This is a genomic window from Plantibacter sp. LMC-P-059a (assembly GCF_030209505.1).
Classification (GTDB): Bacteria; Actinomycetota; Actinomycetes; order Actinomycetales; family Microbacteriaceae; genus Plantibacter.
Genome location: NZ_JARVRZ010000004.1, coordinates 228,798 through 244,838, shown reverse-complemented (window position 1 = coordinate 244,838; position 16,041 = coordinate 228,798). Strand labels below are relative to the sequence as shown.

Below are 16,041 nucleotides of genomic sequence, written 5' to 3'. Positions count from 1 at the left end.
TTCCGCGCGCCGGCCGTCGTCAGGAGCGACGGACCCAGCGGAAGGAGAGGCGCGTCAGGACGAGGCCGACGACCGCCCAGACGACGAGGACGAGCGCGACCGTCGTCAGGTCCCAGCCGCCCGACTGCTCCTGCGCCGCGAAGGAGTCCGGGAGGAACACGGACCGCATCCCCTGCGCGATCCACTTCACGGGGAACACGCTCGCGACGTTCTGCAGCCAGTCCGGGAGCATCGCGAACGACAGGTACACGCCGGAGATGAACTGCAGGACGAGCACGATCGGGATGATCACGGCCGTCGCGCTCTTCCCGCTCCGTGGCACCGCCGACAGCGCGATGCCGAGGACGGCCGACGTCGCGATCCCGAGGAGGTAGATCCAGGCGAAGGTGACCCACCGTTCGGGTTCCGTCGGCAGCGCGACGCCGAAGACGAGGTTCGCGACGAGCAGGAGCAGGGCGAGCTGGAGCATCGAGGTCACGAGGACCTGCCCCATCTTCCCGAGGAAGTAGCTGACCACGGGAAGCGGGCTGCCCCCGAGACGCTTCAGCGTGCCGTCGCTCTTCTCCGTCGCGATGTCCGTCGCGAGGTTCTGGACGCCGGAGAGGAGGATGCCGGCGGCGATCATGCCCGGGAGGGTGTACGCGGCCTGGGTGGCCCCGCCCGTCCCGTCGGGTGCCTCGCCGACGTTCCCCATCGCACTGAACGCGGCGGAGAAGATCGCCAACATCACGACGGGGAACAGGAAGGTGAAGAACACCTGGTCGCCGGAACGGAAGTAGATGCGCGTCTCGTACCCGATCCGGCTCAACCCGAGGCGGAGCGTCCGGCCACGGGGCAGCGGCGGGACGAACGGCGAGACAGCGCGATCGGTGGATGTCGTGGATGTGTTGGTGCTCGTGGTCAGGCTCATGCTCCTGCTCCCGTCTGGAGGGTGACGCGCGGATCGGCGGAGCCGGCGGTCGCCGTGGGAACACCGGCGCTCGCCGCGTGGACGAGGCCGAGGTAGATGTCCTCGAGGCTCGGGCGGATGACCTCGAGGTCGCGTGGTTCCCCTCCGGTCGAGGCGGTGAGTTCGGCGACCCGTGCCGCCGGCGTCTGGGTGCGCTCCTCGTGGAGCCCGTCGCCGTCCCGCCACCGGACCACCGGGATCCGTGCCGCTGCACCGCCGATCTCGTCGACCGCGCCGATCTCGACGAGTCGTCCGCCGGCGATGACGGCGACCCGGTCGGCGAGCTGCGCGGCCTCGTCGAGGTAGTGCGTCGTGAGGAGGACGGTGGTGCCGTCCCGCTTGAGGGAGCGGATGAGGTCCCAGAACTGCCGCCGGGCCTCGGGATCGAAGCCCGTGGTCGGCTCGTCCAGGAAGAGGAGCGCGGGGCGGCCGATCACGCCGAGCGCCACGTCGACCCGTCGGCGTTGACCGCCGGAGAGCTTGCCGATGCGCGTGCCGGCGGCCGCGGTGAGGCCGACGGCGTCGATGACCTCGTCGACGTCGCGCGGTTCGGGGTAGTACCGGGAGAACTGGGTGAGCTGTTCCCGGACGGTGACGTTCGAGGCTTCGGCGCTCGACTGCAGGACGATGCCGAGGCGGGCCTTCCAGTCCAGGCCGCCGTGTGCGGGGTCGACGCCGAGGACGCTCGCCGACCCGCCCGTGCGGTGCCGGTACCCCTCGAGGACCTCGATGGTGGTGCTCTTCCCGGCGCCGTTCGGGCCGAGGAGCGCGAAGGTCTCGCCCTCCTGGATGTCGAAGCTGATGCCGTCGACGGCGGTGAAGTCGCCGTACTGCTTGCGCAGTTCGCGGACCTCGATGATCGGTCGTGTGCTCATGGTGTCCATGCTCGTCCGGGTCGTCGGCGGCCGGTAGCGGTGGAGCGGTTGATCCTGGCATCCACCGATCGGTTGATGCCGTGACGCTGATGCCGTGACGCACCTGCGCCCACCCGCCCGAGCAGGGCGGATGGGCGCAGGTGGGACGGGCCGGTGCGGAACCCGGTCTTAGCCGAGCGCCGCCGTCGAAGCGATGACCACGAGGTCCTCGACGTTCTCGAACCCGGCGGTCTCCTTGGTGAGCTGGGTGAACGGGACGCCGACGATCGTCAGGTCCTCGAGGGATCCGGTGAAGGTGCCGGCCGCCTCGGTGATCTGACCACCCGCGTTGGTGGCGTTCGCTGCGGCGGCGGTGAGGCTCGCGGCACCACCGGAGACGACGGCGTAGCTGCCGGACACGGCACCCGCCTCGAAGCTCAGCACGCACACGGTCGTCAGCCCCTCGATGACGGATGCGGGCGCGAACGAGGCCTTCGCGGCGGCGACACCGGCGGCGGGGACCGCGACACCGCTGGCCGCGCTGAGCGTGTTGACCTGCTCCTCGGTGCACTTGGTCGCGCCGGACCCTGGTGCGTCCTCGGTGGTGTCCTCAGTGGCCTCCGCCTCCGAGGTCGCGCTCGCCTTCGGCTCGGAGTCGGCGGGTGCCGATCCGCTGCTGCAGGCGGCGAGCCCGAACAGTCCCAGGACGGCGACGGCGGTCACGGTCGAGACGCGGAGACGGTGGCTGGCGGTGGCGATGGTCATGGTGGTTCCCCCTGGAATCGTGAGCGTGGATGGATGCTCACAGGCCAGGATCGTGGACGGAGGCCGCCGATTCAATGGGGAGGACTCCCCAATCGTCGGTCAGATCCCGGTGCGCATCCAGCCGCTCGTGCGGGCGCGGAGTCCGAGTGTGGTCGCTCGGGCGCCGAGGTATCCGACGAAGAAGGCGAGGGCCAGCCAGGTGAGTCCGGTGGGTCCGCCTGGTGCCCAGGCGAGCACGGCGAGGGCGAACGGGAGGAACACGACCGTGTTGAGCAGGCCGGTGATCGCGAGGTACTTCGCGTCGCCGGCGCCGATGAGGACGCCGTCGAGGACGAACACGATCCCGCCGAGTGGCGTGGTGACGGCGAGCACGACGAGCGCGGGGACGATCAGGGCCGCGAGCTTCGGGTCGCTCGTGAAGACGAGACCGATGACCGGGCTCGCGAGTGCGACGACGAGGCCGAGGACGATCCCCGATCCGACGCCCCACTGCAGGCATCGGACGAGGACGGCGCGGACCCCGCCCACGTCGCCCGCGCCGAGGCCTTTGCCGACGAGCGCCTGGGCGGCGATCGCGAGGGCGTCGAGCGCGAAGGCGAGGGTGGCGAAGAGCGTCATGACGAGTTGGAAGCCGGCGAGCTCGTCCGTGCCGAGGTCGGTCGCGACGAACACGGCGATGAGCATCGCCGCGCGGAGGCTGACGGTGCGGAGGAACAGCCAGCCGCCGGAACGAGCCGCCCCGCCGAGCCCGGCGCGGTGCGGGCGCAGGCTGGCCCCGGTCCGCCGCGCGTGGCGCAGGACGACGACGAGGTAGGCGACGACCATGCCCCACTGGGCGATGACGGTGCCGATGGCCGAGCCGGCGATCCCGAGGCCGAGACCGTAGATGAAGAGGAAGTTGAGGCCGATGTTCGCGGCGAAACCGGCACCGGCGACGACGAGGGGAGTGGTGGTGTCCTGGAGGCCGCGCAGCAGACCGGTCGCGCCGAACACGAGCAGCATCGCGGGGATGCCGAGCATGGAGATGCCGAGGTAGGTGTCGGCCTGCTGGGCGACGGCGTCGGTCGCGCCGAACAATCCGACGAGGGTGGGGGAGAGGAACCAGCCGGCCACGCCGATCACGACACCGAGGCCGAGTGACAGCCAGAGTCCGTCGACGCCGAGCGAGACCGCGCCGCGTTCGTCGCCGTGGCCGAGCCGGCGGGCGACCGCGGGGGTCGTCGCGTAGGCGAGGAACACCATGAGGCCGATGACCGTCTGCAGGACCGCGCTCGCGACGCCGAGGCCGGCCAGCGGGACGACCCCGAGGTGCCCGATCATCGCCGAGTCGGCGAGGAGGAACAGCGGCTCCGCCATCAGCGCTCCGAGCGCCGGCACCGCGAGCCGGAGGATGTCGCGATCGACCGGCCGGAGTCGTCGCCTGTCCTGTCCCGTGGTCACCCGCCGAGCCTAGTCGTGGCCACCGACCCGGCTGCTCGCGTCGTCGGGCAGCGCTCCGGAGCGCCCGTCCGACTCCCGCACGAGGAGCGAGCCGCTCAGTGCGGGGAGGTCGCGCAGGCGGATGCCGGTGAGGAACCCGGCGGCAGCGGCGTAGGCGACCCGCGGCTGGTCGGCGTCCTCACGGCAGGCGAGGAACAGCGCGACGGGCGCGGCACCGAGCCGTTCCGTGACAGCGGCGATCTCGGCGAAACCGTGCAGCGGATCGACGCGGTGGGCGATGCCGGCCACCGTGCGCACGGCGACACCGTCGGGCTCCGAGCCGTCGCGCGCCAGGCCAGACGCCGCGAAGGAGACCGTCGACGCCCCCTCGGCGGCGAACCGACGGCAGGCGTCGGTCAGTGCCCGCTCGACGGCGCGGCCGACGTCCGAGGAGGACGGCGCGTCCGAGGTGTCCGGCGCGTCGGTCGTCACTGCGCGCAGGACCGTGTCGAGGGCCCAGCCGCCGACCGTGACGCCGGGTCCGGGGATCGGCAGCCACGTCAGTGCCGCCAGCACCGCACCACGGGCGTCGGTCACGACGGAGCTCCGAGCCGCTGCCTGACCCTGCCCTGCGCCACGGGCGGTCTCGACACTCGTGCCCACGGTGAGCCCCAGTTCGGGCACCCGCCGGTCCGAGACCCACACCGAGGTCAGCGCACGGATCTGGCTGCGCAGCTCCCAGGGCAGCTCGTCCGATGGCAGCAGGATCGACAACCACGCGGGCTCCGCGATGGCACCGTCGTCGGCCGGCTCGCCGGCACTGTCGCTCTGGTCGGCCGCCTCGTCCACCGCAGACAACTCGAGCACGAGGTCCCGCCCGAGCGGCGACACGCGCCACCCATCGGGCACGATGCCCGGCTCCCGCACCGCGAACGCGGCCGGGGTCAACCCTGCCTGCTCGGCCGCCGCCGCGAACGCCAGCACCGCGTCCGAGGCACCATCGCCTGCGCCGATCGGTTCACCGAGTGCCAGGGCGACGCCCGCGTGCTGTTGGTAGACCACGGCATGACCGCCGTCCGTCGTGACGAAGATCCGGTTCTCCGGTCGGAGCGCCGACGCCGACAACGGTCCGCCGCCGTCCTCGCGGAGCAGCTCCGCGGCTCGCGCCCTCGCCCGCCGTGCTCCCGGCCCGACCGCGCCGGGCAGTCGCCGCCTGGTCTGGTTCGCCGCCACCCGGAAGGCGTGCCGCGAGAGCACGAGCACCACCGCCTGCCCCACCCAGAGCACGCTCGCCGAGATCCAGATCGTCGACGCCACGAGCGGCACCATCGCAAACCAGGTGAACGCCACGAGGGCGAGGGTCGTGAGCAGGTTGCCGACGGTGAGGACCATCGCCGCCCACCACGCCCAGCGGTGCCCGCGCCGGAGCCAGTTCGCGATCAGCAGGATCGCGACCGTGTCGAGCCCCACGTCGAGGATGGAGCCCTGCGTCAGGGTGGTGGAACCGAGCGGCCCGTCGAGCGGCACGAGGGTGACGAGCAGCTGCACCGCGCCGATGACGAGCAGCCCGGCGACCGCGAAGAGCCGCCAGTCCCGCATCGTCGGTCGCGGTGTCGAACGGTGTTCTCCGATGAGGAGTCGGGCGACGACGACGAACACCACCGTCGCGATCCAGTGCTCGAGGTCGTCGATCTTCCCGACGTAGAGGAGGGCGATCGACACCCACGACAGCAGGAGGAGCCGCCAGCGCAGCCGGTACGGGGACCGCATGAACGCGGTGGCGGTGGCAACACAGGCGAGGATGCCGCAGCTCGGGCCCACGTCGAGGGTCGTCGTGAGCGACTGCGCCCACGGCCAGTCGAGCTGCGCGAGCGCGGTCGCCGCCCCGAGGGCTCCGAGGATGCCGACGAGGTGCCCGGACAGGAAGATCGCCGACGCACGCAGCGTGCCGAACCGAGCCTCGACCCATCCGCCGAACACCGCGGCTCCGAGGATCGCGATGAGATAGGTGAGCGGGTCGGCGGTGATGAACATGCCCGTGAGCACCGTCCACCAACGACCGGCCTCGAGACTCGGGACCCCGTAGGCGAACGACGGGTACCAGGCGGCCTGGTCGATCGGGCGCCACAGCCCGCCGGTGACGACCCCCAACGCGACGAAGACGGTCACGAAGGCGGTGGTCGCCGGCGTCGTCCTCAGCGCCCAGCGGAGCGGGGTGAAGACCGCGGCGATCGCTGCGCGCAGGTCGGTCCGGATGGGAGCGGCGCTCGACGTCGGAGCCCTCGGCGTGGTCTGCTGCGCCTCTGATGCCAGGGCCGCCGAGCCGGACGGCGACAGCAGCTCGTCGAGTTCCGCCTCGGTCAGCGAGACCGGGGTGCGTTCCGCGACCGGTCGGGCGGCGCGCCGACGCGCGCGGAAGACGAGGACGACGGCGATCACGACCGCAGCAGCACCCGCGAGGGCGAGGGCCGCCCAGGAGAAGCGGTGCAGGAACTCGGTCGCCGCACTGCCGAGCAGCGTGACCACGGTCACGACGAGCGATGCCCAGGCGATACCACCGGCGGCGTTGGCGAGCAGGAAGTGCGGGTAGGTCATCCGGAACATGCCGGCCAGCGGTCCGGAGAAGATGCGGAGGACGGCGATGAACCGTCCGACGAACACCGCCCACGGCCCCCAACGACGCATGAGGTGCACCGCGGCACCGAGCCGTTTCGGGCCCACCTGCTTCGGGAACCGACGGTTGAGCACCGAGAGGAGTCGCCGCCCGTAGCGCTTGCCGATCCAGTACCCGATCGAGTCGCCGAGGATCGCCCCGCCCGCGGCGGCCGCTGCGACGAACACGGGGTTCAGACCGCTCGTCGCCGCGAGGAGCGTCGCGCCGATCAGCACCGTCTCACCCGGCAGGGGGACGCCGAGGCTCTCGACCGCGACGACCAGGAAGACGACCAGCAGCAGGACTCCGGGCGGGAACTCGGACAACCAGTCCACGCGGGCTCCTTCCGACCGGTGCGTCCACGGTAGTCCCTCACCCGTCGACCCACGTTCGACACCGCTCCACCGATGGTGGACCCGAGCCGTCTTCCAGCTCTGAGAGAACTCCCGACCCGTCGTCAGGAGCCGTCGCTAGGCTGAACCGCATGACTGACGCGCAGCTCGCCTCCGGCATCGACCGCTCCGAACTCGACCCGGCCGTCCGGCCGCAGGACGACCTCTTCCGGCATGTGAACGGCAAGTGGATCGACCGGACCGAGATCCCCGACGACAAGGCCCGCTGGGGGTCGTTCCACCAGCTCGCGGAGGACGCGGAGAACGCGGTCCGCGCCATCATCGAGGAGTCGCAGTCGAACCCCGATGGCCCGGAGGGCGTGAAGATCGGCGCCCTGTACGCCAGCTTCATGGACGTCGACCGCGCCAACGAACTCGGTGCCGCCCCGCTCGCCGACCAGCTCGCCCGCGTCGCGGCCGTCGACTCCATCGAGGCCTTCCTGCGGCTGTCGGGTGAGTTCGAGGCCGAGGGCGTCGGCGGCTTCCTGCAGCTCTTCGTCGACAACGACCCGGGCAACCCTGAGCGCTACCTCGTCTTCGCCGAGCAGGGTGGCATCACCCTCCCCGACGAGTCCTACTTCCGTGAGGACACCTTCGCCGAGATCCGTGACGCGTACCGCGCCCACCTCCAGACGATGTTCGAACTCGCCGGCCTCGACGACGCCGCAGGGCGTGCCGACCGCGTCTTCGCGCTCGAGACCGCGATCGCGTCCAAGCACTGGGACAACGTCGCCACCCGCGACAGCGAGAAGACCTACAACCTGTACGGCTGGGACGAAGCGGCGGCCCTCGCGGCCGGTGCCGATCTCGACGGCCCGAACCTCGCCGTCTGGCGCGACGCGATCGGCGCCGCGGACGAGGTGTTCGCCGAGCTCGTCGTCCGCGAGCCGAGCTTCCTCGAAGGCCTCGGTGAGCTCCTCGTCGGCGAGCAGCTCGAGTCGTGGAAGGACTGGCTGGCCTGGAAGGTCGTCCACGGTGCCGCCCCGTACCTCTCGGAGGAGTTCGGCCGGGCCAACTTCGACTTCTACGGCAAGACGCTCACCGGCACGCCGCAGCAGCGCGAGCGGTGGAAGCGCGGCGTCTCGCTCGTCGAGGGCATGCTCGGTGAGGCCGTCGGACGCATCTACGTCGACCGCCACTTCGGCACCTCGGCCAAGGACGAGATGGACGTCCTCGTCGGGTTCCTCGTCGAGGCGTACCGCGACAGCATCGAACACCTCGAGTGGATGAGCCCCGAGACCCGCACCCGTGCGCTCGAGAAGCTCGACAAGTTCACGCCGAAGATCGGCTTCCCCGTGAAGTGGCGCGACTACTCGGCGCTCGAGCTCGACGCCGACGACCTGCTCGGCAACGTCCGTCGCGCCAGCCGCTTCGAGATGGACCGGGAGCTCGGGAAGATCGGCAAGCCGCTCGACCGCGACGAGTGGTTCATGACGCCGCAGACGATCAACGCTTACTACAACCCCGGCTTCAACGAGATCGTCTTCCCCGCCGCCATCCTCCAGTACCCGTTCTTCGACGCCGGCCGCGACGCCGCCGCCAACTACGGGGCCATCGGGGCGGTCATCGGTCACGAAATCGGCCACGGCTTCGACGACCAGGGCTCCAAGTTCGACGGCGACGGCCGACTTACCGACTGGTGGACCGAGGCCGACCGCGCCGCCTTCGAGGAGCGCACCGCGTCGCTCATCGAGCAGTACAACGCCCTCGCGCCCGCACAGGTGCCCGACCACCACGTCAACGGTGCGCTCACGATCGGCGAGAACATCGGCGACCTCGGCGGGCTCGGCATCGCCTGGAAGGCGTACCTCCTGTCGCTCGAGGGCGCGGAGCCGCCGGTCGTCGACGGCCTCACGGGTGCGGAGCGGTTCTTCCTCTCCTGGGCCCAGGCCTGGCAGCAGAAGGGCCGCGACGCCGAGGTCATCCGCCTCCTGTCGATCGACCCGCACTCACCGAACGAGTTCCGTTGCAACCAGATCGTCCGCAACATCGATGCCTTCTACGAGACGTTCGGCGTGACGGAGTCCGACGCAGCCTGGCTCGCCCCCGAGGAGCGCGTCACCATCTGGTAGCACCGGCACGCGGCACCTGGCCCCCGGTCCCTGAGCCTGTCGAAGGGCAGGAACCGCGCGTCGAAGGGCCACCCACGCCTGTCGCCCCTCCCCGATGTCCCCTCTATTGGGACCTGTGGAGGGGCGTCGGTCGCTGTCAGAATCGCTCTGGAGTCGACGAATCGTCATCCCGATGCACCCGTGAAGCCCGCGGCGCGAGACCCGAACAGCGCCTGGGTGGACCTGGTCCGATCCGTCCGGTTCACAGCAGCGTCACCGTCGATGCCGCCTGAACGCCCGCCGTCCCCCGGCGGGCGTTCGGCGGTACCGGCGGTGACGTGCTCCGCTCCCCGCGAACCCGTAGAATCGCAGGCGTGTCTAAAGTCTTGAGCAGCCTCCCCGTCGGCGAGCGCGTCGGCATCGCCTTCTCCGGAGGTCTCGACACCTCCGTCGCCGTCGCCTGGATGCGCGAGAAGGGTGCCGTCCCGTGCACCTACACCGCCGACATCGGCCAGGCCGACGAACCGAACATCGGTGCCGTGCCCGATCGCGCGAAGGAGTATGGCGCGGAGATCGCCCGACTCGTCGACGCGAAGTCCGCGCTCGTGGAAGAGGGGCTCGTCGCGCTGCAGTGCGGTGCGTTCCACATCCGCAACGCCGGCAAGACGTACTTCAACACCACGCCCCTTGGCCGCGCGGTGACGGGCACCATGCTCGTCCGCGCCATGAAGGAGGACGGCGTCGACATCTGGGGCGACGGTTCCACCTACAAGGGCAATGACATCGAGCGGTTCTACCGTTACGGCCTGCTCGCCAACCCGCGCCTGCGCATCTACAAGCCGTGGCTCGACGTCGACTTCGTCAACGAGCTCGGTGGCCGCAAGGAGATGAGCGAATGGCTCGTCGCCCGCGACTTCCCGTACCGCGACTCCACCGAGAAGGCGTACAGCACCGACGCGAACATCTGGGGCGCCACCCACGAGGCCAAGCGTCTCGAGGAGCTCAGCTCCGGTATGGAACTCGTCGAGCCGATCATGGGCGTGCCGTTCTGGCGTGAAGACGTCGCGATCGCCTCCGAGGTCGTCACCGTCACGTTCGAGGCCGGTCGTCCGGTCGCGCTCAACGGCGTCGAGTACGACGACGCGGTCGCGCTCGTCCTCGAAGCCAACGCCATCGGTGGTCGTCACGGTCTCGGCATGAGCGACCAGATCGAGAACCGCATCATCGAGGCGAAGAGCCGCGGCATCTACGAGGCTCCCGGCATGGCCCTCCTGCACATCGCGTATGAGCGTCTGCTCAATGCGATCCACAACGAGGACACGGTCGCGAACTACCACAACGAGGGTCGCCGTCTCGGCCGCCTCATGTACGAGGGCCGTTGGCTCGACCCGCAGTCGCTCATGCTCCGCGAGTCGATCCAGCGCTGGGTCGGTTCCGCCGTCTCCGGTGAGGTCTCGATCCGTCTGCGCCGCGGCGACGACTACACGATCCTCGACACCTCGGGCCCCGGCCTCAGCTACCACCCCGACAAGCTCTCGATGGAGCGTGTCGGCGACGCCGCGTTCGGTCCGGACGACCGCATCGGGCAGCTCACCATGCGCAACCTCGACATCGCCGACTCGCGTTCGCGGCTCGAGCAGTACGCGGCCGCCGGCATCGTCGGTGGCGCGACGGCTGAGCTCGTCGGCAAGCTCGAGCAGGGTGAGGCGCAGGAGATCCTCGGCGGCGAACTCCTCGACCCGACCGCCGATGCCCTCGAGCGCGCGACGGACCTGGCGTCCGAGGGTGCCGCGTTCGACTCCGGCACCGACTAGTCGCACCCCGCAACGTCGAACGCCCGCCGCACTCCAGGAGTGCGGCGGGCGTTCTGTCGCGGTCCCTCCCGTCCCTCACTCAGGACTTCGGCGGCGTGTGGGGCTGCTGCTCCCGCTACACGCCGGAGGACTCCTGAGGTAGGGGCGCAGGAGGGAGGGCGCCCCGGGTGCCCGGCAGGTGTGGTTCTGTCCCTAACTCAGGACCGCTGCCGCGTGTCGGGAGCGACACGCGGGTGGGGCGGCGCGACACGCCGGAGGTCTCCTGAGTTAGGGCGATCGGGCAGGGGGGGCGACACGGGGTTCACAACTCAGGACCGGTGCGGTGCGTCGCACCGGACACGCCGGGCGGTTGACGTGACCCGCCGGGGCCGACCTGAGTTGTGAACCGACCGGACTTACGCGGGTACGGGCGACTCGGCGTACCGCTCCGGGCGGAACGTCGCGAGCAGCGGCGACGGTTCGCCGTCGACGATCTCGTCGGCGAGGAGTTCACCGGCGATGAGTCCGAGCGTCGCCCCGCTGTGGCTGAACGCCGTGAACAGCCCCGGCAGCTGCGGGACCGCCCCGAAGACCGGCTCGCCGTCGCCCGGGATCGGCTTGTACCCGGCGCCGATGTGGTCGAGCTCGAGGCTCGGGTTGCCGGCGAGCACCCGCGAGCCCTCGGCCAGCAGCCGCTCCACCGTCGAGTCGGCGATGTGCAGCGATCCGTCGTCCCGGACCTCGATCTCCTCCTCCGACCACGCGGAATCCAGCGCGAAGCCGCCGTCCCTCGTGCGGCGGACGGCCACGTTCGGCGTGTTGAGCACGGCGACGAGCTCGGACGCGGCCGGCTTCGTGAACGCGACGAACGCGGCCGGGCTCTGGTCACCGATCGTGATGCCCAGCGCGGCGAGCTGGGCCGGGACGTCCGGACCCGTGGCGAGCAGGACCGCGTCGGCGTCGATGCGGTCACCGTTCGCGAGGACCGCACCCACCGCGCGGCCACCGGCGGAGGCGATCTCGGCCCCGGCGTCCGTCACGATCCGTCCGCCACGGGCGACGAACTCGCGGGACAGGACCTCGATCACCGACGGCAGTTCGACCCACCCCTCGCCCGGGTTGAAGATCGCGCCCTCAGCAGCCACGGCGGCCGGGTCGACACCGGGGGTGACCGAAGCGATGTCCTCCGGCGCTAGCCACCGGGCGTCGTAGCCGATGCCGCGCTCGTACGCGAAGGTGTCGGCGTAGGACTCGCCCTCAGGCGCCCACATGAGCCCGCCGTCGAAGCGGAGGAAGTCCGCACTCGGCACCTGCGCGGCGAAGGTCCTCCAGCGGTCGATGCCGAGGACGCGGAGCGCGTGGTACTCGCTCGAGCGCCGAGCCGCGGAGTTCAGCCAGGCGAGCGACCGCCCGGAGGCCCCGCTGGCGAGTGACCGGTCGGTCACGAGGGTCACCTCGGCGCCTCGGCGGGCGAGGGCCACGGCGCTGGACGTTCCGAGGATGCCTCCGCCGATCACGACGACGCGACGGCTGGTCTGGGTGCTGGTGCTCATGCTGTCTGCTCTTTCTGTTCTGGAGTGCTGCGTGGTGAAGCTGTTGCCGCCGCGTGGACGGCTTCGATGATCTCGAGGACGGCGATCGCGTCGGCCGGATCGACCGGAGGTGGCCCGCCGTCGTCGAGCGCCGTCGCGAGGAGGCGCGTGAACGCGGCGTAGTCGCCGTCGGCCATCGGGACGCGCTCGGTGGCGCCGTCGACGCCGATCGAGCCCCAGCCCGACGGGTCGCGGCGGCCGAACCCGTCGTCGCGGGGATCGGCGCCCGCCTTGAGCGACGGCTCCTGGCCGTCGAGTCCCCACGAGGTGTAGGCGCCGGAGGACCCGAGGACGCGGAACCGCGGGCCGGCCTGGGCGACGAGCGACCCCATCCACAGGTGCGACCGCACCCCCGAGCGGTGGCGGAGCGCGACGAAGGCGTCGTCGTCGGCGACCGCGCCCGGCCGGACGACCCCGAGCTCGGCGTGGACGTCCTCGACCTCCCCGAACAACTGGATCGCCTGATCGATCACGTGCGTGCCGAGGTCGTAGAGGATGCCGCCGCCCTCCGCCGCGGTGGCGGCCGTCTTCCACGATGCGGGCGGGTCCGGCTTCCACCACTCGAACCGCGACTCGAAGCGATGCACGCGGCCGAGCGCGCCGTCGTCGAGCAGCCGCCGCACGGTCAGGAAGTCGCCGTCCCATCGGCGGTTCTGGAAGACGGTGACGAGCCGGTCCGCCGCAGCCGCGCGGTCGACGATGGCGCGACCCTCGGCAGCGGTGACGGCGAACGGCTTGTCGACCACGACGTGCAGCCCGGCGTCCAGAGCCGCCGTGGCGAGTGCGGCGTGCGTGCCGGACGGCGAGCCGATGACGACGAGGTCGAGCTCGTCGGCTCGTGCGAAGAGCTCCTCCGTGGTCGACACCACCTCGACACCCGGGTACCGGCGGAGCGCCTCGGCGCGGCGATCCGCGTCGGAGGTCACCACGAGGTCGAGCGAGTAGTCGGGATCCGCCGCGAGGAACGGTGCGTGGAACACCGCGCCGGAGGTGCCGAAGCCGATGACACCGGTCCGGATCGCGCCGGCGACGCGCGCCGCCATCAGAGCACCTCGGAGAGGAACCGCTGCAAGCGCGGGCTCTGCGGTGCGTCGAACAGCTGCGAGGGGGTACCCGACTCGACGACGCGACCCTCGTCCATGAACACGACCTGGTCGGCGACCTTGCGCGCGAAGCCCATCTCGTGGGTGACCACGAGCATCGTCATGCCGCGCTGTGCGAGCCCGGCCATGAGGTTGAGGACGCCCTTCACGAGCTCGGGGTCGAGCGCGCTCGTGGCCTCGTCGAACAGCATGACTTCGGGTTCCATCGCGAGGGCCCTGGCGATCGCGACCCGCTGCTGCTGGCCGCCCGACAGGTCGCGCGGCCGGTGGTCGGACCGTTCGCCGAGCCCGACGTCGTCCAGTCGTGCAGCGGCGACCCGGAGCGATTCGCTCTTCGACATCCCCTTCACGTTCCGGAGCGCGAGGGCGACGTTCTCGAGTGCGGTGTGGTCGGGGAACAGGTTGAAGTGCTGGAACACGAGCCCGACCCGTGTCCGGAGCCGCTCGGGCTTCATCTTCAGGGCGCTCTCTCCGGCGAGGAGCACCTCGCCGGAGGTGGGCTCGTGCAGCCGGTTCACCCCGCGGAGCAGCGTCGACTTCCCGGAACCGGACGGCCCGATGATGCACGTCGTGGTGCCCGGCTCGACGTCGATGCTGACCTCGCGGATGACCTCGATGTCGCCGTACGCCATCGAGACGTCGCGGAGCTCCAGGCTGGAGCCGCGGTAGAAGTGTCCGTCGGTGACGGGCAGGGGAGAGGTGTAGGTCATGTGTTGCTCCCGGTGGTGGCTGGCAGGGGTGGCTGCACCTCGTCGAGCTCGTCGAGGCCGCTCTTCGGCGGGGTGGCCTTGCGGCGCCCGGTGCGGAAACGGTTGTCGAAGAAGTTGACGAGGTGGGTGAGGGGCACGGTGATCACGAGGTAGAACAGACCCGCCATGACGAGCGGCGAGAGGTTGCCGGTGAGGACGGCGGCGTCCTGGCCGACCCGGAACAGCTCCCGCTCGCTGACGAGGAGTCCGAGGAAGTAGACGAGGCTCGAGTCCTTCACGATGGCGATGAACTGGTTGACGAGCGCCGGCAGCACCCGGCGGATGCCCTGCGGTACCACGACCAGTCGCATGGCCTTGCCGTAGCTCATGCCGAGCGCCCGGCAGGCCTCCAGCTGGCCACGGTCGACGCTCTGGATGCCGGCGCGGAAGATCTCGCCGATGTAGGCGGAGGCGATGAGGCTGAGGGCGAGGATGCCCAGGGGGTAGGGGGAGGGGCCGAACAGCTGCTGGCTGAACCGGGCGAAGCCCTGGCCGATGAGGAGGATGGTGAGGATCGCCGGCAGGCCGCGGAACACGTCGGTGTAGATCCGCGCGGGCACCCGGAGCCAGCGCGAGGACGAGATGCCCATGATCGCGATGATCATGCCGAGGACGACGCCGATGACCGTGGCGGCGATCGAGATGACGAGGGTGTTGACGAGTCCCACGCCGAGCAGCTGCGGGAACACCTGCCACATCGCGTCGAAGTCGAAGAAGGTCTTGATGATGCTGTCGAGCCAGTCCATGCTGTCTGCTCCTGAGGGGTGGGATGGTGTGGTGCGGGCCGGTGTGCGACCCGCACCACGAGACGGGGCTGGGGGCTACTCGGACGCGCTCGGGCTGGGGCTGGACGTCTGCTCCGCCTTGGGGAGGTACTGCTCGGGCATCGGGGAGCCCGGGAACCACTTCTGGTAGAGCTTCTTCCAGGTGCCGTCCTCCATCGCCTCGGCGAGGGCCTTGTCCAAGGCCTTCTTGAACTCGGGCTTGTCCTTCGCGATCGCGAAGCCGGCCGGTGCGTCGAAGGACGGGATGTCGATGGCGTTCACGAGGCCGTACTGCGCCGCGTACTCCTTCGCCGCCTCGTAGTCGAGGAAGTGGGCGTCGATGCTGCCGCTGTTGACCGCGGAGATCGCCGAGTTGTTGTCGGGGAAGCGGACGAGTTCGGTCTTCGTGAAGTTCTTGACCGCGTACGCCTCCTGGAGCGTGCCCTGGACGACGCCGAGGCGCTTGCCCTCGAGGCTGTCCGCATCCGTGATGCCGGAGTCCTTCGACGCCATGACCGTGAGGTACCCGGCGAGGTAACCGTCGGAGAAGTCGACGGTCTGCTCGCGCTCCTTGGTGATGCCGATCGCGGCCACGCCGACGTCGAACTGGCCGTTCGCGACGGCGGAGAGCAGACCGGAGAAGTCCTGACCGGTGAAGACGACGTCGTCGATCCCGATCCGCTTGGCGACGTCGGTGAAGAGTTCGACGTCGAATCCGGTGAACGTCCCGTCGGCGTCCGTGAAGGTGTACGGCTTCGAGTCGCCGAGGCTGGCGACGCGGATCTGTCCGGGGGTGATGAGCCCGTAGGGGTTGTCCTCGGTGCTGCTCGCGGCGCCGGCACCACCGGAGCACGCGGAGAGGATGAGGGCGGTCGCCGCAGCGACGGCCAGGAGGGCCGTCCTGCGGAGGGTGGAGCGATTCGTCACGGCGAGTCCAATCGTGGGGAGGAGTTCTTG

12 protein-coding genes are annotated in these 16,041 nt (G+C 70.6%); 2 read left to right on the top strand and 10 right to left on the bottom strand.

Translation table 11 applies throughout. The features are described from left to right. Positions 1-19 precede the first annotated feature (19 nt). The 5 genes from QRN27_RS10695 to QRN27_RS10675 all read right to left on the bottom strand — a co-directional run bounded on the left by QRN27_RS10695 (position 20) and on the right by QRN27_RS10675 (position 6,975). Positions 20-910 carry an ABC transporter permease gene (locus tag QRN27_RS10695; RefSeq protein ID WP_285042221.1) on the bottom strand — a complete coding sequence of 297 codons (891 nt, stop codon included), beginning with the start codon at positions 908-910 and terminating at the stop codon, positions 20-22. Then, positions 907-1,824, bottom strand: coding sequence for an ABC transporter ATP-binding protein (locus QRN27_RS10690; RefSeq protein WP_285042220.1), 918 nt, complete (start codon positions 1,822-1,824; stop codon positions 907-909). The genes QRN27_RS10695 and QRN27_RS10690 overlap by 4 nt, the downstream gene beginning before the upstream one ends. A 168-nt stretch (positions 1,825-1,992) precedes the next feature. After that, on the bottom strand, positions 1,993-2,568 hold the full coding sequence (locus tag QRN27_RS10685; RefSeq protein ID WP_285042219.1) for a hypothetical protein: 576 nt from the start codon (positions 2,566-2,568) through the stop codon (positions 1,993-1,995). 99 nt (positions 2,569-2,667) lie between these two features. After that, positions 2,668-4,008, bottom strand: a complete 1,341-nt coding sequence (locus QRN27_RS10680) for an MATE family efflux transporter (RefSeq protein ID WP_285042218.1) — start codon at positions 4,006-4,008, stop codon at positions 2,668-2,670. A gap of 9 nt (positions 4,009-4,017) precedes the next feature. After that, positions 4,018-6,975, bottom strand: a complete 2,958-nt coding sequence (locus QRN27_RS10675) for a VTT domain-containing protein (RefSeq protein WP_285042217.1) — start codon at positions 6,973-6,975, stop codon at positions 4,018-4,020. Between the two features lie 149 nt (positions 6,976-7,124). Here QRN27_RS10675 and QRN27_RS10670 point away from each other — a divergent pair, with 149 nt between their 5' ends. Further along, on the top strand, positions 7,125-9,104 hold the full coding sequence (locus QRN27_RS10670; RefSeq protein WP_285042216.1) for a M13 family metallopeptidase: 1,980 nt from the start codon (positions 7,125-7,127) through the stop codon (positions 9,102-9,104). A gap of 353 nt (positions 9,105-9,457) precedes the next feature. Beyond that, positions 9,458-10,897 (top strand): argininosuccinate synthase, encoded by a 1,440-nt coding sequence (gene argG, locus QRN27_RS10665; RefSeq protein ID WP_056009903.1) that lies wholly within the window; start codon positions 9,458-9,460, stop codon positions 10,895-10,897. Positions 10,898-11,292: 395 nt separating this feature from the next. Here the strand turns inward: argG and QRN27_RS10660 are convergent, their stop codons facing one another. The 5 genes from QRN27_RS10660 to QRN27_RS10640 form a co-directional block, all read right to left on the bottom strand. After that, complete coding sequence (locus tag QRN27_RS10660) at positions 11,293-12,429, bottom strand: NAD(P)/FAD-dependent oxidoreductase (RefSeq protein ID WP_285042215.1); 1,137 nt, start codon at positions 12,427-12,429, stop codon at positions 11,293-11,295. Then, positions 12,426-13,511 carry a Gfo/Idh/MocA family protein gene (locus QRN27_RS10655; protein ID WP_285042214.1) on the bottom strand — a complete coding sequence of 362 codons (1,086 nt, stop codon included), beginning with the start codon at positions 13,509-13,511 and terminating at the stop codon, positions 12,426-12,428. Before QRN27_RS10655 ends, QRN27_RS10660 begins: the two co-directional genes overlap by 4 nt. Then, a complete protein-coding gene (locus tag QRN27_RS10650; RefSeq protein WP_285042213.1) occupies positions 13,511-14,281 on the bottom strand; it encodes an amino acid ABC transporter ATP-binding protein in 771 nt (256 codons plus the stop codon). Before QRN27_RS10650 ends, QRN27_RS10655 begins: the two co-directional genes overlap by 1 nt. Next, positions 14,278-15,066 (bottom strand): amino acid ABC transporter permease, encoded by a 789-nt coding sequence (locus QRN27_RS10645; protein WP_285042212.1) that lies wholly within the window; start codon positions 15,064-15,066, stop codon positions 14,278-14,280. Before QRN27_RS10645 ends, QRN27_RS10650 begins: the two co-directional genes overlap by 4 nt. 75 nt (positions 15,067-15,141) lie before the next feature. Continuing rightward, on the bottom strand, positions 15,142-16,011 hold the full coding sequence (locus QRN27_RS10640; RefSeq protein WP_235522597.1) for an ABC transporter substrate-binding protein: 870 nt from the start codon (positions 16,009-16,011) through the stop codon (positions 15,142-15,144). Positions 16,012-16,041: the final 30 nt, after the last annotated feature.